The following is a 17208-nucleotide window of genomic DNA, read 5'->3' on the forward strand; positions in this document are numbered from 1 at the left end:
TCCATGCGAGAGCTGAACGGGGGTGCGGGTGGCCGTGTGGGTGGGCCTTCCGTGCGTATACCTGGCCGGAATCGACTGTTAGCCTTGCCTTACTTCGTACAGCAAGGGATCAGCGCAGTGAGGCACGAGCCGTGAGCGGCGGCCCCCGGGAGGTTCACCCGGAGCGGCCCACCGAGTCCGCGTACGCACGGCGGCTGCGCGTGAAGGCCGCGAGCATCCAGGCGTCGCGCGCCGCGAGCGGCACGACGACCGCCGCGCTCGCCGAGGACCCCGGCGACTTCCCCCCGGCCGAGACCCCCGCCCAGGCGAAGGCCCGCATCCGTCCCGCGCGCGCCCGCTCCGCCCTCGCGCTCGGCCTGCTCCTCTGCTTCCTCCTCCTGGTCGCCGCCGTCCTCGCGAGCCTCTTCGTCGGCTCCGGGAACGACGTCTCCGGCGGTGACGTCTTCCACGCGCTCTTCGACGCCGACCTGAGCGACAAGGGGCAGCTCGTCGTCCACGAGGTCCGCGTCCCCCGCACCGCGGCCGGCGTCCTCGCCGGGATCGCGCTCGGGCTCGCGGGCTGCGTCATGCAGGGTGTCGCGCGCAACCCGATCGCCGACCCGGGACTCCTCGGCATCAACGCGGGCTCCTCCGTCGCCGTCGTCGCCGCGATCAGCCTGCTCGGCCTCGCCTCGCCCTCGCAGTACATCTGGTTCGGTTTCCTCGGCGCGCTCCTCGCGGCGCTGCTCGTGTACGGGATCGGCTCGCTCGGCCGCGAAGGCGCGACGCCCGTCAAACTCGCCCTCGCCGGGACCGCGACCCAAGCCGTACTCGTCGCGCTGACCAGCGCGATCCTCCTCAAGGACCGCGACAGCTACGACCAGTACCGCTTCTGGCAGGTCGGCTCGCTCACCGGGCGCGAGGGCTCGGACCTGTGGCACGCGTTGCCGTTCATCGTGGTCGGCGCCGTCCTCGCGCTCGCGCTCGGGCCCGCGCTCAACGCGCTCTCGCTCGGCGACGACCTCGCGCGCGGCCTCGGCCAGAAGGTCGGCCGCATCCGCGCCGGGTCCGCGCTCGTCGTCGTGCTCCTGTGCGGCGCCGCGACCGCGATCGTCGGCCCCATCGCCTTCGTCGGCCTCGCCGTGCCGCACGCCGCCCGCCTCATCACGGGCCCCGACTACCGCTGGGTCCTCCCGTACTCCGCCGTCCTCGCCCCCGTCCTCCTGCTCCTCGCGGACGTCGTCGGGCGGCTGATCGCCCGCCCCGGTGAGGTGCAGGTCGGGGTCATCACGGCGGCGATCGGCTGCGTGCCGTTCATCATCCTGGTCCGGCGCAGGAAGCTGGTGGAGCTGTGACCAAGCCGCCCGGCTCCGTACGTGCCGTCGTCTCCCCCGTACGCCCCGACCCCGTACGCCCCGACCCCGCCCTCCTCGCCGAGGCCCGCCGGGCCGTCGCCGGGGTGCGGCGCCGGGGCCGTGTGCGCGCGCTGTGGACCGGCGGCGTGCTCGCCGTCCTCGTCTTCGCGCTCCTGTGCCTCTCGCTGTGCGTCGGCGACTACGTCCTCCCGCTCGGCGACGTGCTCGGCGCGCTCTTCGGCGGCGGGGACGCGGGCGCGCACTTCGTCGTCATCGAGCTGCGCCTGCCGCGCGCGCTCCTCGCCCTCCTCGTCGGCGCTGCCTTCGGCATGGCGGGCGGCGTCTTCCAGACCGTCCTGCGCAACCCGCTGGCCAGCCCCGACGTCATCGGCATCAGCTCCGGCGCCTCCGCCGCCGCCGTCCTCGGCTCCCTCGTCCTTTCCTTCAGCGGCCTCGCCCTCTCCGGCGCGGCGCTCGTCGGCGCGCTCGCCGCGGGCACGCTCATCTACGCGCTGTCATGGCGCGGCGGCGTCGTCGGGGCGCGCTTCGTGCTCATCGGCATCGGGGTCGGTACGGGGCTGCTCAGCGTCATCTCGTATCTCATGACCACGGCCGACGTGGACGAGGCGCAGGAGGCGTTCCTGTGGATGACCGGGAGCCTCAACGGGCGCTCCTGGACGCAGTTCTGGCCGCTCCTGTGGCTCCTCGTCGTGCTCGTCCCGCTCACGCTCGCCGCCGCGCGCTCGCTGCCCGCGCTCGCGCTCGGCGACGACACGGCCGCCGGGCTCGGCTCGCGCGTGGGCCGGCGGCGACTCGCGCTCCTCGCCTGCGGGACGGTCCTGGCGGGCGCGGCGACGGCCGCCGCAGGGCCCGTCGCGTTCGTCGCCTTCGTGGCGGCGCCCGTGGCGCGCATGCTGCTGCCGGGGCGCGGCGCGGTCCTGCCGCACGCGGCGCTGACCGGGGCACTTCTCGTCCTGCTCGCGGACTTCGCGGCGCAGCACGCGATCCCGGGCATCCAGTTCCCCGTCGGGGTCGTGACGAGCCTGGTGGGCGCGCCGTACCTGCTGTGGCTGCTCGCGCGCGCGAACCGGGTGGGGAGGGGCGGATGAGTACGTACCGCCGCCGGGGCCGTATGGGGCGGGCGAGCGCGTACCGCCGCCCGGGTCGTACGGGGCGCGGCGCGCCCTTCCCCGTCCCCGTCACCGCACGACCGTCCCTGTCCCCGAAGGAGCCGCGCCCGTGAAGAGCGAAGCCGACGTGCCGGAGAGCGAAGCCGCCGCGCTGGGGGGCGAGGCCGCCGTGCGGAAGGGCGAAGCCGTCCGGACCCGTCTCGAAACGCGGGACGTGCGCCTCGGCTACGACGGCCGCGAGATCGTGCCGGGGCTCAGCGTGTCCATCCCGACCGGGAGTTTCACGGTCATCGTGGGTCCGAACGCGTGCGGCAAGTCGACACTGCTGCGGGCCATGGCGCGGCTTCTTCCACCGCTCTCCGGGGCGGTGCTGCTCGACGGGAAGTCGGTGCGGGAGATGCCGACGCGGGAGGTCGCCTCGGTGCTCGGCATCCTGCCGCAGTCGCCCGTCGCGCCCGAGGGCATCAGCGTCGCCGACCTCGTCGGGCGCGGCCGCTACCCGCACCAGGGTTTCTTCCGGCGCTGGACCGACGAGGACGACACCGCCGTCGCCGAGGCGCTGCTCTCGACCGACGTACTCGACCTCGCGGACCGGCCCGTGGACGAGCTGTCCGGCGGGCAGCGGCAGCGGGTGTGGATCGCGATGGCGCTCGCGCAGCGCACCGAGCTGCTGCTCCTGGACGAGCCGACGACGTACCTGGACCTGAGCCACCAGCTCGACGTGCTCGACCTGCTCACCGACCTCAACCGCGAACGCGGCGTGACGATGGTCGCCGTCCTGCACGAACTGAACCTCGCCTGCCGGTACGCCGATCACCTCATCGTGATGGCGGACGGGCGGGTCGTCGCGGAGGGCGCCCCGGCGGACGTGGTGACCGAGGAACTGGTGACGGAGACGTTCGGGATGCGGTGCTCGGTGATCCCGGACCCGGCCTCCGGGACGCCGATGGTGGTGCCGCTCGGACGGCACCACGTGGGCGGGCGGTCCTGACGGTCCCGAGCGTACGGGCGCCCCTGATGTGACGCACGCGACGTCCGCGTGAGGCCCCTCCGTACACCAGTCCGGTTAGGGCAGGCTAACCTCATGGGTATGAACGATTCCGCTCCTTCCGTCCCCTCCCGGCGCCGCCGTCGCACCCGTACGGTCGCCCTGCTCTCCGCCGGTGTCGCCACCCTCCTCGTCACCGCGACCGCGTGCGGCTCCGACGACGACGGCTCCGACAAGGACTCGGGCGGCGGTTCCGGGGCGAAGGACTCGGCGGCGTCGAGCGGCGCGTTCCCCGCGAAGATCGCGACGAAGTTCGGCACGGTCACGGTCGACAAGAAGCCGAAGCGCGTCGTGGCGCTGGGCTGGGGCGACGCCGAGGCCGCGCTCGCGCTCGGCGCGCAGCCGGTCGGCGCGAGCGACTGGCTGCCGTTCGGCGGCGACGGCGTGGGCCCGTGGGCGAAGGGCATGTACGACAAGAAGCCCGAGCTGATCGGCACGCTGGAGCCGGAGTACGAGAAGATCGCGGCCCTCAAGCCGGACCTGATCCTCGACACCAAGTCGAGTGGCGACAAGACGCGTTACGAGACGCTCAGCAAGATCGCACCGACGGTGGACGTGCCCAAGGGTGGCGACGCCTACCTCACGTCGTGGAAGCAGCAGACGCTCATGATCTCCCAGGCGCTCGGTGTGCCGGAGAAGGGCGAGAAGCTGATCTCCGAGACGAACGCCAAGTTCGCCGCGGCCGCCAAGGCGCACCCGGAGTTCAAGGACAAGACGATCACGGTCGGCGCGCTCTCCTCGGAGGGCTACGGCGCCTACATCAACGGCGACGGCCGCGTGGACTTCGCGACGAACCTCGGCTTCAAGAACAACCCGAAGGTCGAGGCGAAGAAGGGGGACTCCTTCTCCGTCCGCGTCTCGAAGGAGAACCTGGACCTCCTCGACTCCGACCTGACCGTCATGGCGGGCATCGGCGTCCCCGACTCGAAGATCACCAACGACCCGCTGTACAAGGCGGTTCCCTCGGTCAAGGCGGGCCACTCGCTGATCCTCGACGAGACCTCCAGCAAGGCCTTCGCGACGGGCTCGGTCCTCTCGATCCAGTACGCGATCGACCACGTGGTGCCGCAGTTCGCGAAGGCGCTGAAGTAAGGGCGTTCTGTACGCGGGCAGTCGGGCCCGCCTCCGGGAGGTCACCGGGGGCGGGCCCTTCGGCGTGCCTGGGGCGACGTCGCGCGGGTCGTGGGGCGGGGCGGACGTCGGGAGCGTGCGGGCGGGCGTCAACGCCGGGCGTCAGCCCGGGGACGTACCGGCCCACCCTCCGCAACTCGCCCAAAGCGCCCCGTACTTCGAGGCATGACCCCTGCGAGGGGCACTTACCGGCCGTTAGGCTCTGCCCCGTAAACCCGCTGTGTCCCGTGCAGCGGTTCCGCACCGGTCGCCCGGGAAGGCTTTCATGGCACGTAGTTCCGCACGGTCCGCGAGCCCGATGCCCGTACCGCCGCGCCCGCGGCGGACGTTCGGGGACGTGATGAAGGCGCTGCTCGCCGTCGTCGCGCTGCTCGCGCTCGTCCTCGGAGTGCCGTTCGGGCTCATCCAGGTGGGGCGCCCGGTGCCGGACGGGCCGCCGGGCGAGTGGCTCAGTTCGGCCATCGACGCCGAGACGCTCATACGCATCCTCATGCTCGTCGTGTGGATCGCCTGGGCGCAGTTCACCGCCTGCGTGCTCGTCGAGGTGAAGGCCGCCGTCTCCGGCGTCGGCCTGCCCGCGCGGGTCCCCGGCGCGGGCCCGAGTCAGCTCCTCGCCCGCCAACTCGTCGCCGCCGTCCTCCTCCTGGGCGCCACCGCCGCGAGCTTCACGCCCGGGATCTCCGGCTTCGGGCAGCAGGCCCCCGACACGCACCGGCCCACCGTCGCCGCCGCCCAGCAGACCCCGGGCGGCCTCGTCGGCGGCCAGCGGCAGGACGCGGCGGACGCCCTCGCGCGGCAGGCCGAGCAGATCGCGCAGCAGGCCGACACCGGCCAGACCCACCACCAGAGCACGAAGTTCTACCGCATCCAGCCCCCCGAGGGCCGCCACCACGACTCGCTCTGGGAGATCGCGCAGCGCCACCTGGACGACGGCCGCCGCTACAAGGAGATCTACGCCCTCAACAAGGACCGCGTGCAGCCCGACGGCTCCCGGCTCTCCGAGGCGAGCCTCATCCGGCCCGGCTGGATCATGGAGATGCCCGCCGACGCACACGGCGGCGAACTGGTCGAAACGCCCGGCACGAACCCGGAGTTGAGCGAGGCGCAGCAGCGGCAACTCGACGCGTACGCGAAGGACGGGCAGGGCGCGCGGGGCGGACAGGCGGAACAGGGCGGCCACGACGCCCGCGCGCGGCAGCGCCCCGCCGCGCGCGACGGCGACACCACGACCGGCCACTTCACCGTCCCCGCCCACCACGAGCACGCGGCGGCCGAGCAGACCGCCACCCCGCCCGCGACCGAGTCCGCCGCGCCCGCCTCGCACGGCCCCGGTCTCCCCGAGGCCCTCCTCGGCGCGCCGCTCCTCGCCGCCGGTCTCCTCGCCGCGCTCGGACGCCGCCGCAGGGCCGCGCTGTGGCAGGCGGCCACCGCCGTCGCGGGCCGCCGCAGGGGCATGGAACTGCCCACCCCGAGCGGTGACGAGGCCGACGCGCAGGACGCCCTCTTCGCGGGCGCCGACCCCGGCGCCGTCCGCTTCCTCGACCAGGCACTCCGCTCCCTCGCCCGCTCCCTCGCCGCCGAGGGCCGCCCGTTGCCCCTCGTCTACGCGGCCTGGCTCGGCACCGAGGAACTCCACCTCCAACTCGCCGAACCGGCGGGCCCGCCGCCCGCCCCCTGGACCCATGGCGAGGACGAGACGTTCTGGCGCCTCGAAGGCCGCGAACTGCCCACCCCCGCACGGCAGCAGACCGATACGGCCGAGCCCCGTGACGAGGAGCCGCAGGCCGCCCCGTATCCCGGACTCGTCAGCCTGGGCGCGCACGACGGTGCGCGCCTCCTCCTCAACCTGGAAGCCGTCCCCGGGCTCGTCTCGCTCTCGGGCGCGCCCGCCGACCGGCAGGCCGTGCTCTCCTCGGTCGCCGCCGAACTCGCCACCAACGGCTGGTCGGACCGCATGACGGTGACCCTCGTCGGCTTCGGCGCCGACCTCGTCCCGCTCGCCCCCTCCCGGCTGCGCCCGCTCGACGACGTGGCGGCGCTCCTGGACGTCATGGAGGCCGAGACGGCGAGCCGCCGCGCGGGACTCGGCGCGGCGGGAGCGGATTCCGTCCTCACGGGTCGTACGGGCCCTTCCCACCAGGCCGGTTGGGCCGCCCACCTCGTCCTCCTCGCCGCCGAACCCGACGCCGAACAGGCGGCCCGCCTGGCCGAACTCGCCAGCGACGCGGCCCGCTTGGGCATCGGCTACCTCGTCGGCGTGGGGGACGATCAACTGCCCGGTGCCGCCTGGGAGATGGAGATCACCACCGAGGGCCGTCTCCTGGCCCCGCTCCTCGGCCTCGAACTGGACGCCCAACTCCTCCCCGCGCCCCAACACGCCGCCATCGCCCGCCTCTTCGCGGCGGCCGACGCCTTCGGCGGTGGCGGCGGGGACGACGACCCGGCGGGCCCGGCCGTGGCCCACCGCCCGCCCTTCCTCGTCGACATCAGCGAACAGGGCCGCCCCTCCGTGTACGCGCGCCTCGTCGGCCGTTACGAACTCATGGGCCTCGAAGCGCCCGACGACGAACGCGGGCCGCTCCTGCGCGAGGCCCTCGCGCTTCTCCTCCTGCACCGCGAGGGCGTCCACCCCCGCGTCCTCGCCTCCGCGCTCTGGCCGCGCGGCGTCGGCGACGACGTGCGGGAGGCGACCGTCGCCCGGCTGCGCGACTGGCTCGGCACCGACGAGGACGGCACGCCGCGCCTGCGCGAGGACGCCACGGGCCGCCTCGTGCTCGACGCCTCCGTCGTCTCCGACCTCGACGTCCTCCGCTCGCTCTACCACGAGGCGACGAGCGGACGCGGTGCCGACGACCGCGCGGTACGCGGCCGGCTCCTCACCGACGCGCTCGGCCTCGTGCGCGGTCCGCTCCTCGCCGAGCGGCCCGCCGGCCGCTACGGCTGGCTCGCGCACGAGATCGTCGACGCCCAACTCCCGCTCCTGGTAGCCGATATCGGCCTGGCGCTCGCCACCTTCCACCTGGAACGCGACCGCGCCCCGCAAGCGGCCGAGGCCCTGGAACGCGCCCTGGTGAGCGCGGGCACCGACGAACGCCTGTGGAACGAACTCCTGCGCGCCGTCCACGCGACGGGCGACGAACCCCGCCTGCGCGCCCTCGCGGCCGAGTTCGCGAACCGCTCGGGCGCACGCGGACTCCCGCCGCGCTCGGCGGCGTTGCTGGACGAACTGCTGCCGGGAGCGGCGGACTCCGGCGAGGCGGGGACCGCGTGAGGCCAGGGGGTGCGGCGGGCGTCGGCGCACCGGCGGTCCGGTCGGTGGGGCGTTCGCCGGGCGGGACGGGGCGTCGAAGGATTCTGGTGGGTGCGCGGAGCGGGGCGACCTGGAGCGAGACCGGCCGGAGCGGGGGCGCTCGGAGCCGTGCCGCTCGGAGCGGGGCGGGGGGCGGGGTGGCCGCCGTGCTGGTGGCGTGCTCGCGGTGGGGTCGGCGGCCGTGCGGTGCGGCGGCGCCGTCCGCCGAGTGGCGCGCGGAGTGTGAGTGGTGTGAGTGGGGCGCGGGGCGGGCCGTGCGGCTGGGCGGGCGCCCTGCCGCGGGTGCGGGCCGTGCGAGGGCTCGTCTCTCGGCGGGTGGCCCCGCCGGCGCGTCCCGTACCGCCGTCCCGGCCCGGCGAACGGAGTGCACCGCATGACCTTTGCCGCCGAACTCGCCTCCTCGCCCGCCTTCCTGGCTCTCTGCGCGGCCGTGTGGGGCGCGCTCGCGGGCGCGTTCCTGCCGCGCGCGGCACACCGCTTCGCCGTCCCGGCGGGCGAGCCGTGGAGCACGGTGTGCACGGAGGGTGATCCGGTACGCGGTTGGGTCGGCGTCCGCGCCTGCCCGGCCGGGCACGGCCCGTCCCCGTACCCGTACGCGCTCGGCACCGCGCTCGTGTGCGCGCTGCTCGGGGCGGCGACGGGCCCCCGCCCCGAACTCCTCGTCTGGCTCCTGCTCGCGCCCGCCGGTGTCCTCCTCTTCCGCACCGATCTGCGCGTGCAACGCCTCCCCGACCCGCTCACCCTCACCACGGCCCCCCTCGCCGCCGCCCTTCTCGGCCTCGCGGCCCTGAACCCCGAACACGCGGGAAGCTGGCCGCGCGCCCTCCTCGGAGCGGTGGCCCTCGCGGGCGTCTTCGCGGTGCTCTTCCTCATCAGCCCCTCGGGCCTCGGCTTCGGCGACGTGAAACTCGCCCTCGTCCTCGGCCTCGCCCTCACCTGGTACGGGTGGGGCGCCCTGTTCCTCGGCGTCTTCGCGGGCTTCCTCCTCGCGGCCCTCTACGGCCTCGTCCTCATCGCCCTGCGCAAAGCCACCCGCCGCACAGCGATCCCCTTCGGCCCGGCCCTCCTCGCGGGCGCGTACCTCGGGGTGCTGGCGGGGGCGTTCGGCGCGGGCTGACGGTCGCGGGGACCAAGTCCGGCCTGCGTTCGCTCTGTTGAGTGAATCGTCTGCGCGTCCCTTGTGCGGTGATACATCCTGATATGAGAATCGCGGCGACTACCGAAGGTGACTGGGATCGTCGCCTTCGGGGAGGCGGCGGCGCAAGGCGCGGTGTGTGTCAGGAGCGAGTGACACACGAGGAAAAGGGGCTCGTATGACCAACACGACCCGCACGTCGAGGGTGAAGAGGCTCAGGAACGGCGACGGGGCCGTGCCCGGACGTACCGGACCGGCGATCTGGGGCAGCGTCCTGGTCCATTTCCGGGCCAGGGCGGGCAAGACGCAGGAAGAGCTGGCGATCGCGATCAACGCCACGCGGACCCACATCTCCCGGTTCGAATCCGGAGACCGCGTCCCGGACCGAAGGCACGCGGAAGCGGCGGACCGCTTCCTGGACGCGAACGGAGCGCTGGTGGTGCTCTGGGATCAGACGGACTGGTACCCGGAGGTGGAGCACCCGGACTGGTTCGAGCGGAGGGCGGAGATGGAAGCGGAAGCTACGGAGATCTACGAGTACGCCTCAATGGTGGTGCCCGGACTGCTTCAGTGTGAGGAGTACGTTCGCGCCATCCACTCCCTGCACGGAGATGAGGAAGACCCGGACAAGCGGGTGCGCGCCAGGATGAGTCGACAGCTGCGGTTTCTGGACGCCAAGGGCCCCAGGCTAGTGGCGGTGCTCGACGAGAGCTGTGTCCGAACGGTTGTGGGCTGCAATGAGGTCATGGTGCAGCAGTTGGCGCACCTCCTGGAGCTTGCCCAGCGGCCTAACATCACTGTGCAGGTGGCCCGCGCGGCGTCCTATGGCATAGCTCGTCCGCTCAGGCCGCTCTCCGTCCTCACGATGCCTGGGGGTGATCGCTGGGTTTACTCGGAATCACTGACCAAAGCCCATTTCGCGAGTGATCCGGCGGAAGTGGCCCGGCACAACCGTACCTATGATGTGCTGAGGGCTGACGCGTTGTCCGCCAGGGAATCCGCGACCCTGCTCAGGGAAGCGATGGAAGGGTACGACGGGGATGACCAAGTACGAACTGATCACCGCCCGCTGGGTGAAGAGCAGCTACAGCGACGGCAACGGCGGAAACTGCGTGGAAATCGGGTTCGGGTTCCCCGGCCGCGTCGTCCCCGTGCGTGACAGCAAGGTGGTGGACGGTCCGGTCGTGACCGTGGGCGCTGCGCAGTTCTCGGCCTTCCTGGAGTATGTCACCGAGTCCCGCTGACACAACCGAGCTGGTTTGAGGGCCATTTCGGCGCGGTATCCCCGTGCTGAGGTGGCCTTCGGCGTGCGACGGAGAGGTACGGCCGGGATGACCAGTGACGAAGCGAGTGCCCTTTGCTGGGTGAAGAGCAGCTACAGCAACGCCAACGGTGGGGACCGCGTAGAAGTCGCCCTCAGCCTGCCAGGTGGCCTCGTCCCTCTGCGGGACAGCAAACTGGCGGGGTGCGGGCCGGTCGTGGTCGTAGGGGCGGCGCCGTTCTCGGACTTCCTGCGCAGCGTCGTCAAGGCCCGTTAGGGCTCGCCGAGGGCAGTTCCGCCCGCCACGGCCCGCGTCCGCCCCCCCCGCGCCGCGAGACCTGAGGCCGGGCGGCCGCCTCGCACCCACGTGTCCCCCCCCCCCGCTCGGGGGGAACGCCCCCCGTCAGCCCTGCGCCGCGATCCCCCGCAAAATGATGTCCACCCCCGCCAGGAACTGTTCGCGGTCGTCGTGGTCGCTCAGGCGCGTCACCGTGGCCCTGACGAAGGGGTACTTCGCCGGGTCCAGGTCCGTCCAGCGGGAGGCCGTGGCGGCGAGGAAGGTGTCGCGGGCCGTCGTGGCGGTGGCGAGGTGGCTCGCGTTGGCCGCGCTCTGGGCGCCCGCGCCCAGGACGAAGCTCATGAACGTGCCAGCCGCGTCGAAGCGGGCCTCGTCGGGGACGGCGAGGGCGTCGAGCAGGCGGCCGATGGCCTCGTAGAAGTCGAGGAGCGCGGGCCGCCACGGCTCGCGGGAGAGTTCGCGGCCGACCCACGGGTGGGCCTCGACCGCGTCGAAGAGGCCGAGGGCGAGGGCGCGGAGCGAGGCGCGCGGGTCCGCCGCCGTGCCGGTCCCGCGCGGGTCGGTGTCCGTCTCCGTGCCGGACCCGAGCCGGTCCGCGTCCGGTGCCGTGCCGGACAGGACGCCGGTGATGATCGCGTCCGTGGCGCCCGTGAGCAGGTCGTTCCTGTCGGAGACGTGGTGGTAGAGCGCCCCGTACCCGGTGCGCAGGCGGATCGTGAGCGCGCGGATCGTGAGCGCGCTCTCACCGCCCTCGTCCAGGATCTCGATCGCGGTCCTGATGATCAGGTCCCTGGAGAGGCCGCTCGTGCGGCGCGGGGCCCGCGCCGGTCCGTCCGCCGGATTCTTCGCCATGCCCCCAGTGTCCCACGGTTGGATCGACAATCCATTCCGCGTGCTAGCTTGATTGGAGTGGCGATCCAATCAAGCCGATCAGGGGCGCCGACCGAACCGAGGAGGACCACCATGACGACACCCGTCACCATCGTCGGAGCTGGGCTGGGCGGCCTGGCGCTGGCCCGTGTGCTGCACGTGCACGGCATCCCGGCCGAGGTCTACGAGGCCGAGACTTCGCCGTCCGCCCGTACTCAGGGCGGCCTGCTCGACATACGCCCGCACACCGGGCAGCCCGCGCTGGCGGCAGCCGGTCTCACGGCGGAGTTCCGGCGGCTCGTCCTGGAGGGCCGCCAGGCGATGCGGCTCCTGGACCGGTCCCGCGAGGTCCTCTTCGAGGCGCCCGACGACGGCACAGGCGACGAACCCGAGGTGCAGCGCGGCGAGTTGCGGCAGATGCTGCTCGACTCGCTCCCGGCGGGGACCGTCCGGTGGGGCCGCAAGGCCACCGCCTTCCGCGTGTGCGGCGACGGTCGTCACGAGGTGACCTTCGCCGACGGCACCACCCTCGTCACGCGGCTGCTGGTCGGCGCGGACGGCGCCTGGTCGCGGGTGCGCCCGCTGCTCTCGGCGGCGACACCCGCGTACACCGGGATCTCCTTCGTCGAGACGCACCTCTTCGACGGCGACGCGCGGCACCCGGAGAGCGCCGCGCTCGTCGGCGGCGGCGCCATGATGGTCCTCGAACCGGGGAAGGGCATCCTGGCCCACCGCGAGCGCGGCGGGAATCTGCACACGTGGGTGATGCTGCGCAGGCCGGCGGAGTTCTTCGACGCCATCGACTTCACCGACCCGGCCGCCGCCACCGCACGGATCGTCCGGGAGTTCGACGGCTGGGCACCGGAGCTCACGGCCCTCGTCGCGGACGGCGAGACCCCGCCCGTACTGCGCCGCATCCACACGCTGCCCGTCGCGCACCGCTGGGACCGCGGGCCCGGCGTCACCCTGCTCGGCGACGCGGCGCACCTGGCCGCGCCCAACGGGGAGGGCGCCAACCTGGCCCTGTACGACGGGGCCGAACTGGCCCGGCTGCTCGCCGCGCACCCCGGTGACGCCGAGGCCGCGCTCGACACGTACGAGCGGGAGCTGTTCGTACGGAGCGAGGCGGCGAACGCGGGGGCGCGGGACCTGTACGACATGCTCGGCGACGACACGCCGCGAGGGCTCCTCCAGGGGGTCGCGGGAGCGTGACCGGCGCCGTTCGGGGAGCCGTGCGGCGTTCGACCGGGGCGCACGGGGCGGACGGGACGGCCGCCCGTACCGGGATGCGAGCGGCGTGAACTTTTTCGTTTCGCCTGTCATCACAGTGAGGGACAGCATGTTCCCCGTACGAGAGGCAAAGAGGCGATCATGACGAACGCGCGTACACGAACCGGACTGCTCGCCGCCGTGGCCCTCGCGGGCGCCCTCGGCCTGGCCGGATGCGGGGTCGGCGGCGATGACACGGCGGCGGCCCCCGACTCCGGGTCCTCGGCGCCCGCCACGCGGGACGCCTCCGACTCCCCGACGTCCGACTCCCCACCGTCCGATCCCCAGCCCTCCGCCTCCGACCGGGGTGCCGGGGACTCCACCCCGGCCAAGGAAGCGGGCTCCGGCTCCCCCGGCGCGGACGTCCCGAGGTCCGACTGCACCGCCGCCGATCTGCGGGTCGAACTGGTCGCCAAGGGCTCGGAGATGAACAGCGAGTACTACGACCTGCGGCTCACCAATACCGGCGGGCGCTGCGCCGTGCGCGGCTACGCCGGCCTGTCGCTCCTCGACGACGGGGGCAAGCAGATCGGCAAGCCCGCCACCCGCTCCCAGGACGGCGGCGCGGTCGGCAACGTCGTGCTGGACAACGGGGACAGCGCGCACGCCGTGGTCAAGACCCCGGGGAAGGGTGTCACCGGTGGCGACTGCGCGGCCGAGCCCGCGAAGATCAAGGTGTACGCCCCGGGCAACACCGAGGCCGTCACCTCCACCGACACCGCCGGTATCCAGGTCTGCGGCGGCACCTTCACCACGGGCCCCCTGGTCACGTCCTTCCCTCGCTGACGGCGTCGCCCGGCCACGGCGGCGGTGGCCGGGCCCCGCGTCCCCCGGCCGTGGCCCGCCGCGTACGGAGCGGCCCGCACGCCGCCACCGCCCCGCCCCGCCCTTCGCGGTTGCCCGCACCGTTGCCCGCCCGGGCCTGTCGCGCGCGAAACGGGGGCTGGTAGGCAGGAGGGTCCACAGCTCTCCGCCCGGTCAGGGGTTCGCGCATGCACGGTCACGACAGGCCTCAGGGCGCACCGGAGCGTGCCGCCCGGAGGTCGTACCCGAAGGCGCCGGAGCAGGTCCGTGACCCGGGGCGATCCGCGTCGGCGGGCGTGCCGCACGCCGTCCTCGCCCTCCAGCGCGCCGCCGGGAACGCGGCCGTCGCGGAGGCGTTGGCCCGCGAACAACACGAGCACGGTGCCGGGTGCGGGCACGGTACGGCGGTGCAGCGCTCCGCCGTCGAGCAGGTGATCCGCTCGGCCGGCGCGCCCCTGCCCGCGCCGGTGCGCCAGGACATGGAGTCCCGCCTCGGCGCCGACTTCGGTGACGTGCGCCTGCACACGGACGAGGCCGCGCGCACCTCGGCCGCCGAGGTCGGCGCCCGCGCCTACACCTCGGGCAACCACGTCGTGCTGGGCGCGGGCGGTGCGGACGATCACACGCTGGCGCACGAACTGACCCACGTCATCCAGCAGCGCTCGGGGCCCGTCGCGGGCACCGACAACGGCAGCGGGCTGCGCGTGAGCGACCCCTCGGACCGTTTCGAGCGCGAGGCGGAGGCGAACGCCCAACGCGTCATGGCCGGTCCCGCACCGCGAGCACAGGCGCGGGCGCGGGGGCAGGCGCGGGACGCCGGTCACGAGGCGCACGCGGGTACGGGTCCGGCCCCCGGCGCGGTGCAGCGGGCGCCGGCGCCGACGGCGGCGGTGCCGACGGAACTCCGGCTGATGCCGGGGGCGGACGCGCGCGACATGGGCGGGGGCGCGAAGCGGTACTCCGTGTCCGACCAGACGGTCGACAACAGGCCGCTGTACCGCGCGATGGGCCCCGAGGAGTTCGGCGGGCTGCTGCGCGGAGGTCTGCCGCAGGGTGCGCACTACCAGGGCTTCGCGACCAATCGCGCGTACTCGGAGTCGTACATCACCAACAAGGCGGACAGCCCGACCCACCTCGTCGTCTTCTACCGCCCCGTCCTGACCGACGCGACGGGCGCGATGGTCCCGGACGTCAACCAGTTCCTCCAGTCGGTGGGCGCGGGGACGAAGGCGGAGGACGACGACGAGCCCTCGACGGCCGTGGGCGACACCGCCAAGTACAGCCGGGAAGTGCACGACAACACCCGGGCGAACAAGAAGATCGACACGGACATCGACAAGATTCGCAAGGGCCTGCCCAAGGACGAGCGCGACGCCGCGAGAAGCGACAACAAGCACCGCGCCAAGGCGGAGGAGCGCGTCCGGACGAAGACGGCGGAGATCGCCGCGCTGGAGACGAAGCGCAAGCACCCGGCGAAGGGCGACGCGGTGAAGGCCCTCAACGCCGAGCTGGCCTCCGGCCGCTACGCCTGGAAGCTGCTCACCTTCAAGTCCGCTTCCTGAACCCCGCTGCCCCCGGGGGCCCGCCGGTATGCGCCCGCCCATATGTACAGGCAAGGCTGTACAGCTCAGCCTGTACGCGTTACGGTGGGTGGCATGTCCACCGATCCCGTACGCGGCGAAGCCACCGGCGCCGTACCCGGCAAGGTCCCCGGCGCCGAGCCCGGCGAAGCCTCCGGACCGCCCCCCTCGCCCGCCGCCGTCCAGGCGTCCCGCGAGGTCAGGGCCGTCATCAGCCGACTGCGCCGCCGCATCCTGGGGGCCTCCGAGGCCGAGGACCTCACGCTCGGGCAGTCCACCGCGCTCGCCCGCCTCGCCCGCGAGACCGAGACGCCCGCGACGGCGGCCGGGGTCACCACTAGCGTGCTCGCCGCCGCCGAAGGCGTCCGGCACCAGTCGATGACCACGACCGTCGCCGCCCTCGCCGCGCGCGGCCTCGTCGTCCGCGCCCCGGATCCCGAGGACGGCCGCCGGCTGCTGATCACCCTCACGCCCGAGGGCCGCCGTCGCGTGCACGAGGGACGCCAGGCCCGTACCGAGTGGCTCGCGGCGCGGCTCCAGGAGGAGTGCACGGAGGAGGAGCTTCGGGCGGTCATCGCCGCCATGTCCGTGCTGGAGCGGCTGACCCATGACTGAGCCCGAAGCGGGGACCGGGACGAGCGAGAAGACGTCCCAGGATCAACGGCCCGGTTTCGACCGGCGGTTGCTGCCTCCGATGATGCTCGGCTCGGTCCTCAACCCGATCAACTCGACGATCATCTCGGTCGCCCTCGTCCCCATCGGCGACGCCCTCGGCACCCCCGCCTCGCAGACCGCGTGGCTCGTCTCGGCGCTCTACCTCGCGACCTCGCTCGGGCAGCCCGTCGTCGGGCGGCTCATCGACATCTTCGGGCCGCGCAGACTCTTCCTCATCAGTACGAGCATCGTCGGCCTCGCCGGAATCCTCGGCACCCTCGCGCCGAACCTCGGCGTCCTCATCGCGGCCCGCGTCCTGCTCGGTTTCGGCACGTGCGGCGGCTACCCGGCCGCGATGGCGCTCGTACGGAGCGAGGCGAAGCGGACGGGGCGCGACAGCCCGGGCGGCGTGCTCACCGCGCTGGCCGTCGCCAACCAGACCATCGCCGTCATCGGCCCGCTCCTCGGCGGCCTCCTCATCGCCGTCGGCGGCTGGCGCGCGACCTTCGCGCTGAACATCCCGCTCGCCGTCGCCGCGGTGCTGCTCGGCTGGTGGCGACTGCCCAAGTCCGCTGGTACGGGCGAGAGTCCGCAGCGCGGGCGCGTCACCGCACAGCTCGACCTGCCCGGTATGGCGCTCTTCGCGGCCACCCTCACCTCGCTGCTGCTGTTCCTCATGAACCTGCACCTGCGGGACTGGTACCTGCTCGCCATCACGCTCGTCGCCGGAACCGGTTTCGCCGTACGGGAGTTGCGCGCCGCCACACCGTTCATCGACCTCCGCGTGCTCGGCGGCAACACGACGCTGCTCGCCACGTACGGGCGCGCCCTCGTCGCGTACGTCGTCTCGTACGCCTTCCTCTACGGCTTCAGCCAGTGGACCGAGGAGGGGTACGGGTTCTCGCCGTTCCACGCCGGACTCGTGCAGATCCCCATGTTCCTGCTCGCCATCGGCGTATCCATCTGGTCCGGGCGCCGAAAGGGCGTACGGAGCAAGCTCCTTGTCGGCGCGCTCGGGCAGATCGCCGCGTGCCTGATCCTGCTCACGCTCTCCGGTTCGAGCCCGCTGTGGAGCCTGCTCCTCGTCGCCGTCGTCTTCGGCGTCCCGCAGGGACTCAACAACCTCGCCCTCCAGAACTCCGTCTACTTCCAGGCCGATCCGGAACGCACCGCGTCCTCGGCCGGGCTCCTGCGCACCTTCGCCTACATCGGCTCGATGGTCGCCTCCTCCGCGAGCGCCGCCTCCTTCGGGGAGCGCGCCGACACGGGCGGCATGCACGAACTGGCGTGGGTCATGCTCGGCGCGGGTGCGCTGTTCCTCCTCATGACGCTCTTCGACCGCTCGCTGAGCCGCGTCGGCAAGCCGGACTGACCCCCCCCACCC

General features: G+C 73.4%; 15 protein-coding genes. 14 read left to right on the forward strand and 1 reads right to left on the reverse strand.

Annotation, left to right across the window (positions count from 1 at the left end):
• Positions 1-131: 131 nt before the first annotated feature.
• The 9 genes from ACIP4O_RS29065 (at position 132) to ACIP4O_RS29105 (ending at position 10626) form a co-directional block, all read left to right on the forward strand.
• On the forward strand, positions 132-1334 hold the full coding sequence (locus ACIP4O_RS29065) for a FecCD family ABC transporter permease (RefSeq protein WP_401578990.1): 1203 nt from the start codon (positions 132-134) through the stop codon (positions 1332-1334).
• Positions 1331-2443, forward strand: coding sequence for a FecCD family ABC transporter permease (locus ACIP4O_RS29070; protein WP_401578992.1), 1113 nt, complete (start codon positions 1331-1333; stop codon positions 2441-2443). The genes ACIP4O_RS29065 and ACIP4O_RS29070 overlap by 4 nt, the downstream gene beginning before the upstream one ends.
• A gap of 172 nt (positions 2444-2615) precedes the next feature.
• Positions 2616-3455: an ABC transporter ATP-binding protein gene (locus ACIP4O_RS29075; RefSeq protein WP_401579073.1), complete on the forward strand. Its 840-nt coding sequence runs from the start codon at positions 2616-2618 to the stop codon at positions 3453-3455.
• Positions 3456-3554: 99 nt separating this feature from the next.
• Positions 3555-4604 (forward strand): iron-siderophore ABC transporter substrate-binding protein, encoded by a 1050-nt coding sequence (locus ACIP4O_RS29080; protein ID WP_401578994.1) that lies wholly within the window; start codon positions 3555-3557, stop codon positions 4602-4604.
• Positions 4605-4908: 304 nt separating this feature from the next.
• Positions 4909-7914 (forward strand): BTAD domain-containing putative transcriptional regulator, encoded by a 3006-nt coding sequence (locus ACIP4O_RS29085; protein WP_401578996.1) that lies wholly within the window; start codon positions 4909-4911, stop codon positions 7912-7914.
• 412 nt (positions 7915-8326) lie between these two features.
• Entirely contained in the window at positions 8327-9070 is a 744-nt protein-coding gene (locus ACIP4O_RS29090) for a prepilin peptidase (protein ID WP_401578998.1), read from the forward strand.
• A 196-nt stretch (positions 9071-9266) separates the two neighbouring features.
• On the forward strand, positions 9267-10247 hold the full coding sequence (locus ACIP4O_RS29095; RefSeq protein ID WP_401579000.1) for a helix-turn-helix domain-containing protein: 981 nt from the start codon (positions 9267-9269) through the stop codon (positions 10245-10247).
• A complete protein-coding gene (locus ACIP4O_RS29100; RefSeq protein ID WP_401579002.1) occupies positions 10201-10332 on the forward strand; it encodes a DUF397 domain-containing protein in 132 nt (43 codons plus the stop codon). The genes ACIP4O_RS29095 and ACIP4O_RS29100 overlap by 47 nt, the downstream gene beginning before the upstream one ends.
• Before the next feature lie 87 nt (positions 10333-10419).
• Complete coding sequence (locus ACIP4O_RS29105) at positions 10420-10626, forward strand: DUF397 domain-containing protein (RefSeq protein ID WP_401579004.1); 207 nt, start codon at positions 10420-10422, stop codon at positions 10624-10626.
• A 126-nt stretch (positions 10627-10752) separates the two neighbouring features.
• On the opposite strand, the gene ACIP4O_RS29110 is transcribed toward ACIP4O_RS29105, so the two are convergent.
• A complete protein-coding gene (locus tag ACIP4O_RS29110) occupies positions 10753-11499 on the reverse strand; it encodes a TetR/AcrR family transcriptional regulator (RefSeq protein WP_401579006.1) in 747 nt (248 codons plus the stop codon).
• Between the two features lie 111 nt (positions 11500-11610).
• On the opposite strand from ACIP4O_RS29110, the gene ACIP4O_RS29115 reads away from it, so the two are divergent.
• The 5 genes from ACIP4O_RS29115 to ACIP4O_RS29135 all read left to right on the forward strand — a co-directional run bounded on the left by ACIP4O_RS29115 (position 11611) and on the right by ACIP4O_RS29135 (position 17196).
• Positions 11611-12729, forward strand: a complete 1119-nt coding sequence (locus ACIP4O_RS29115; RefSeq protein WP_401579008.1) for an FAD-dependent oxidoreductase — start codon at positions 11611-11613, stop codon at positions 12727-12729.
• 159 nt (positions 12730-12888) lie between these two features.
• Entirely contained in the window at positions 12889-13572 is a 684-nt protein-coding gene (locus ACIP4O_RS29120; RefSeq protein ID WP_401579010.1) for a DUF4232 domain-containing protein, read from the forward strand.
• A 206-nt stretch (positions 13573-13778) separates the two neighbouring features.
• Positions 13779-15152, forward strand: coding sequence for a DUF4157 domain-containing protein (locus tag ACIP4O_RS29125; RefSeq protein ID WP_401579012.1), 1374 nt, complete (start codon positions 13779-13781; stop codon positions 15150-15152).
• A 93-nt stretch (positions 15153-15245) separates the two neighbouring features.
• Positions 15246-15785, forward strand: a complete 540-nt coding sequence (locus ACIP4O_RS29130) for a MarR family winged helix-turn-helix transcriptional regulator (RefSeq protein WP_401579014.1) — start codon at positions 15246-15248, stop codon at positions 15783-15785.
• Positions 15778-17196, forward strand: a complete 1419-nt coding sequence (locus tag ACIP4O_RS29135; RefSeq protein ID WP_401579016.1) for an MFS transporter — start codon at positions 15778-15780, stop codon at positions 17194-17196. The genes ACIP4O_RS29130 and ACIP4O_RS29135 overlap by 8 nt, the downstream gene beginning before the upstream one ends.
• The last annotated feature ends 12 nt before the right edge of the window (positions 17197-17208 follow it).

The sequence above is a fragment of the Streptomyces sp. NPDC088923 genome, assembly GCF_044749745.1.
Lineage (GTDB): Bacteria > Actinomycetota > Actinomycetes > Streptomycetales > Streptomycetaceae > Streptomyces.

Coding starts and splice junctions, on each gene's coding strand:
- ACIP4O_RS29120 (WP_401579010.1), top strand. CDS start 12,889: ATGACGAACGCGCGTACACGAACCGGACTGCTCGCCGCCGTGGCCCTC.
- ACIP4O_RS29085 (WP_401578996.1), top strand. CDS start 4,909: ATGGCACGTAGTTCCGCACGGTCCGCGAGCCCGATGCCCGTACCGCCG.
- ACIP4O_RS29105 (WP_401579004.1), top strand. CDS start 10,420: ATGACCAGTGACGAAGCGAGTGCCCTTTGCTGGGTGAAGAGCAGCTAC.
- ACIP4O_RS29135 (WP_401579016.1), top strand. CDS start 15,778: ATGACTGAGCCCGAAGCGGGGACCGGGACGAGCGAGAAGACGTCCCAG.
- ACIP4O_RS29130 (WP_401579014.1), top strand. CDS start 15,246: ATGTCCACCGATCCCGTACGCGGCGAAGCCACCGGCGCCGTACCCGGC.
- ACIP4O_RS29095 (WP_401579000.1), top strand. CDS start 9,267: ATGACCAACACGACCCGCACGTCGAGGGTGAAGAGGCTCAGGAACGGC.
- ACIP4O_RS29115 (WP_401579008.1), top strand. CDS start 11,611: ATGACGACACCCGTCACCATCGTCGGAGCTGGGCTGGGCGGCCTGGCG.
- ACIP4O_RS29110 (WP_401579006.1), bottom strand. CDS start 11,499: ATGGCGAAGAATCCGGCGGACGGACCGGCGCGGGCCCCGCGCCGCACG.
- ACIP4O_RS29125 (WP_401579012.1), top strand. CDS start 13,779: ATGCACGGTCACGACAGGCCTCAGGGCGCACCGGAGCGTGCCGCCCGG.
- ACIP4O_RS29080 (WP_401578994.1), top strand. CDS start 3,555: ATGAACGATTCCGCTCCTTCCGTCCCCTCCCGGCGCCGCCGTCGCACC.
- ACIP4O_RS29090 (WP_401578998.1), top strand. CDS start 8,327: ATGACCTTTGCCGCCGAACTCGCCTCCTCGCCCGCCTTCCTGGCTCTC.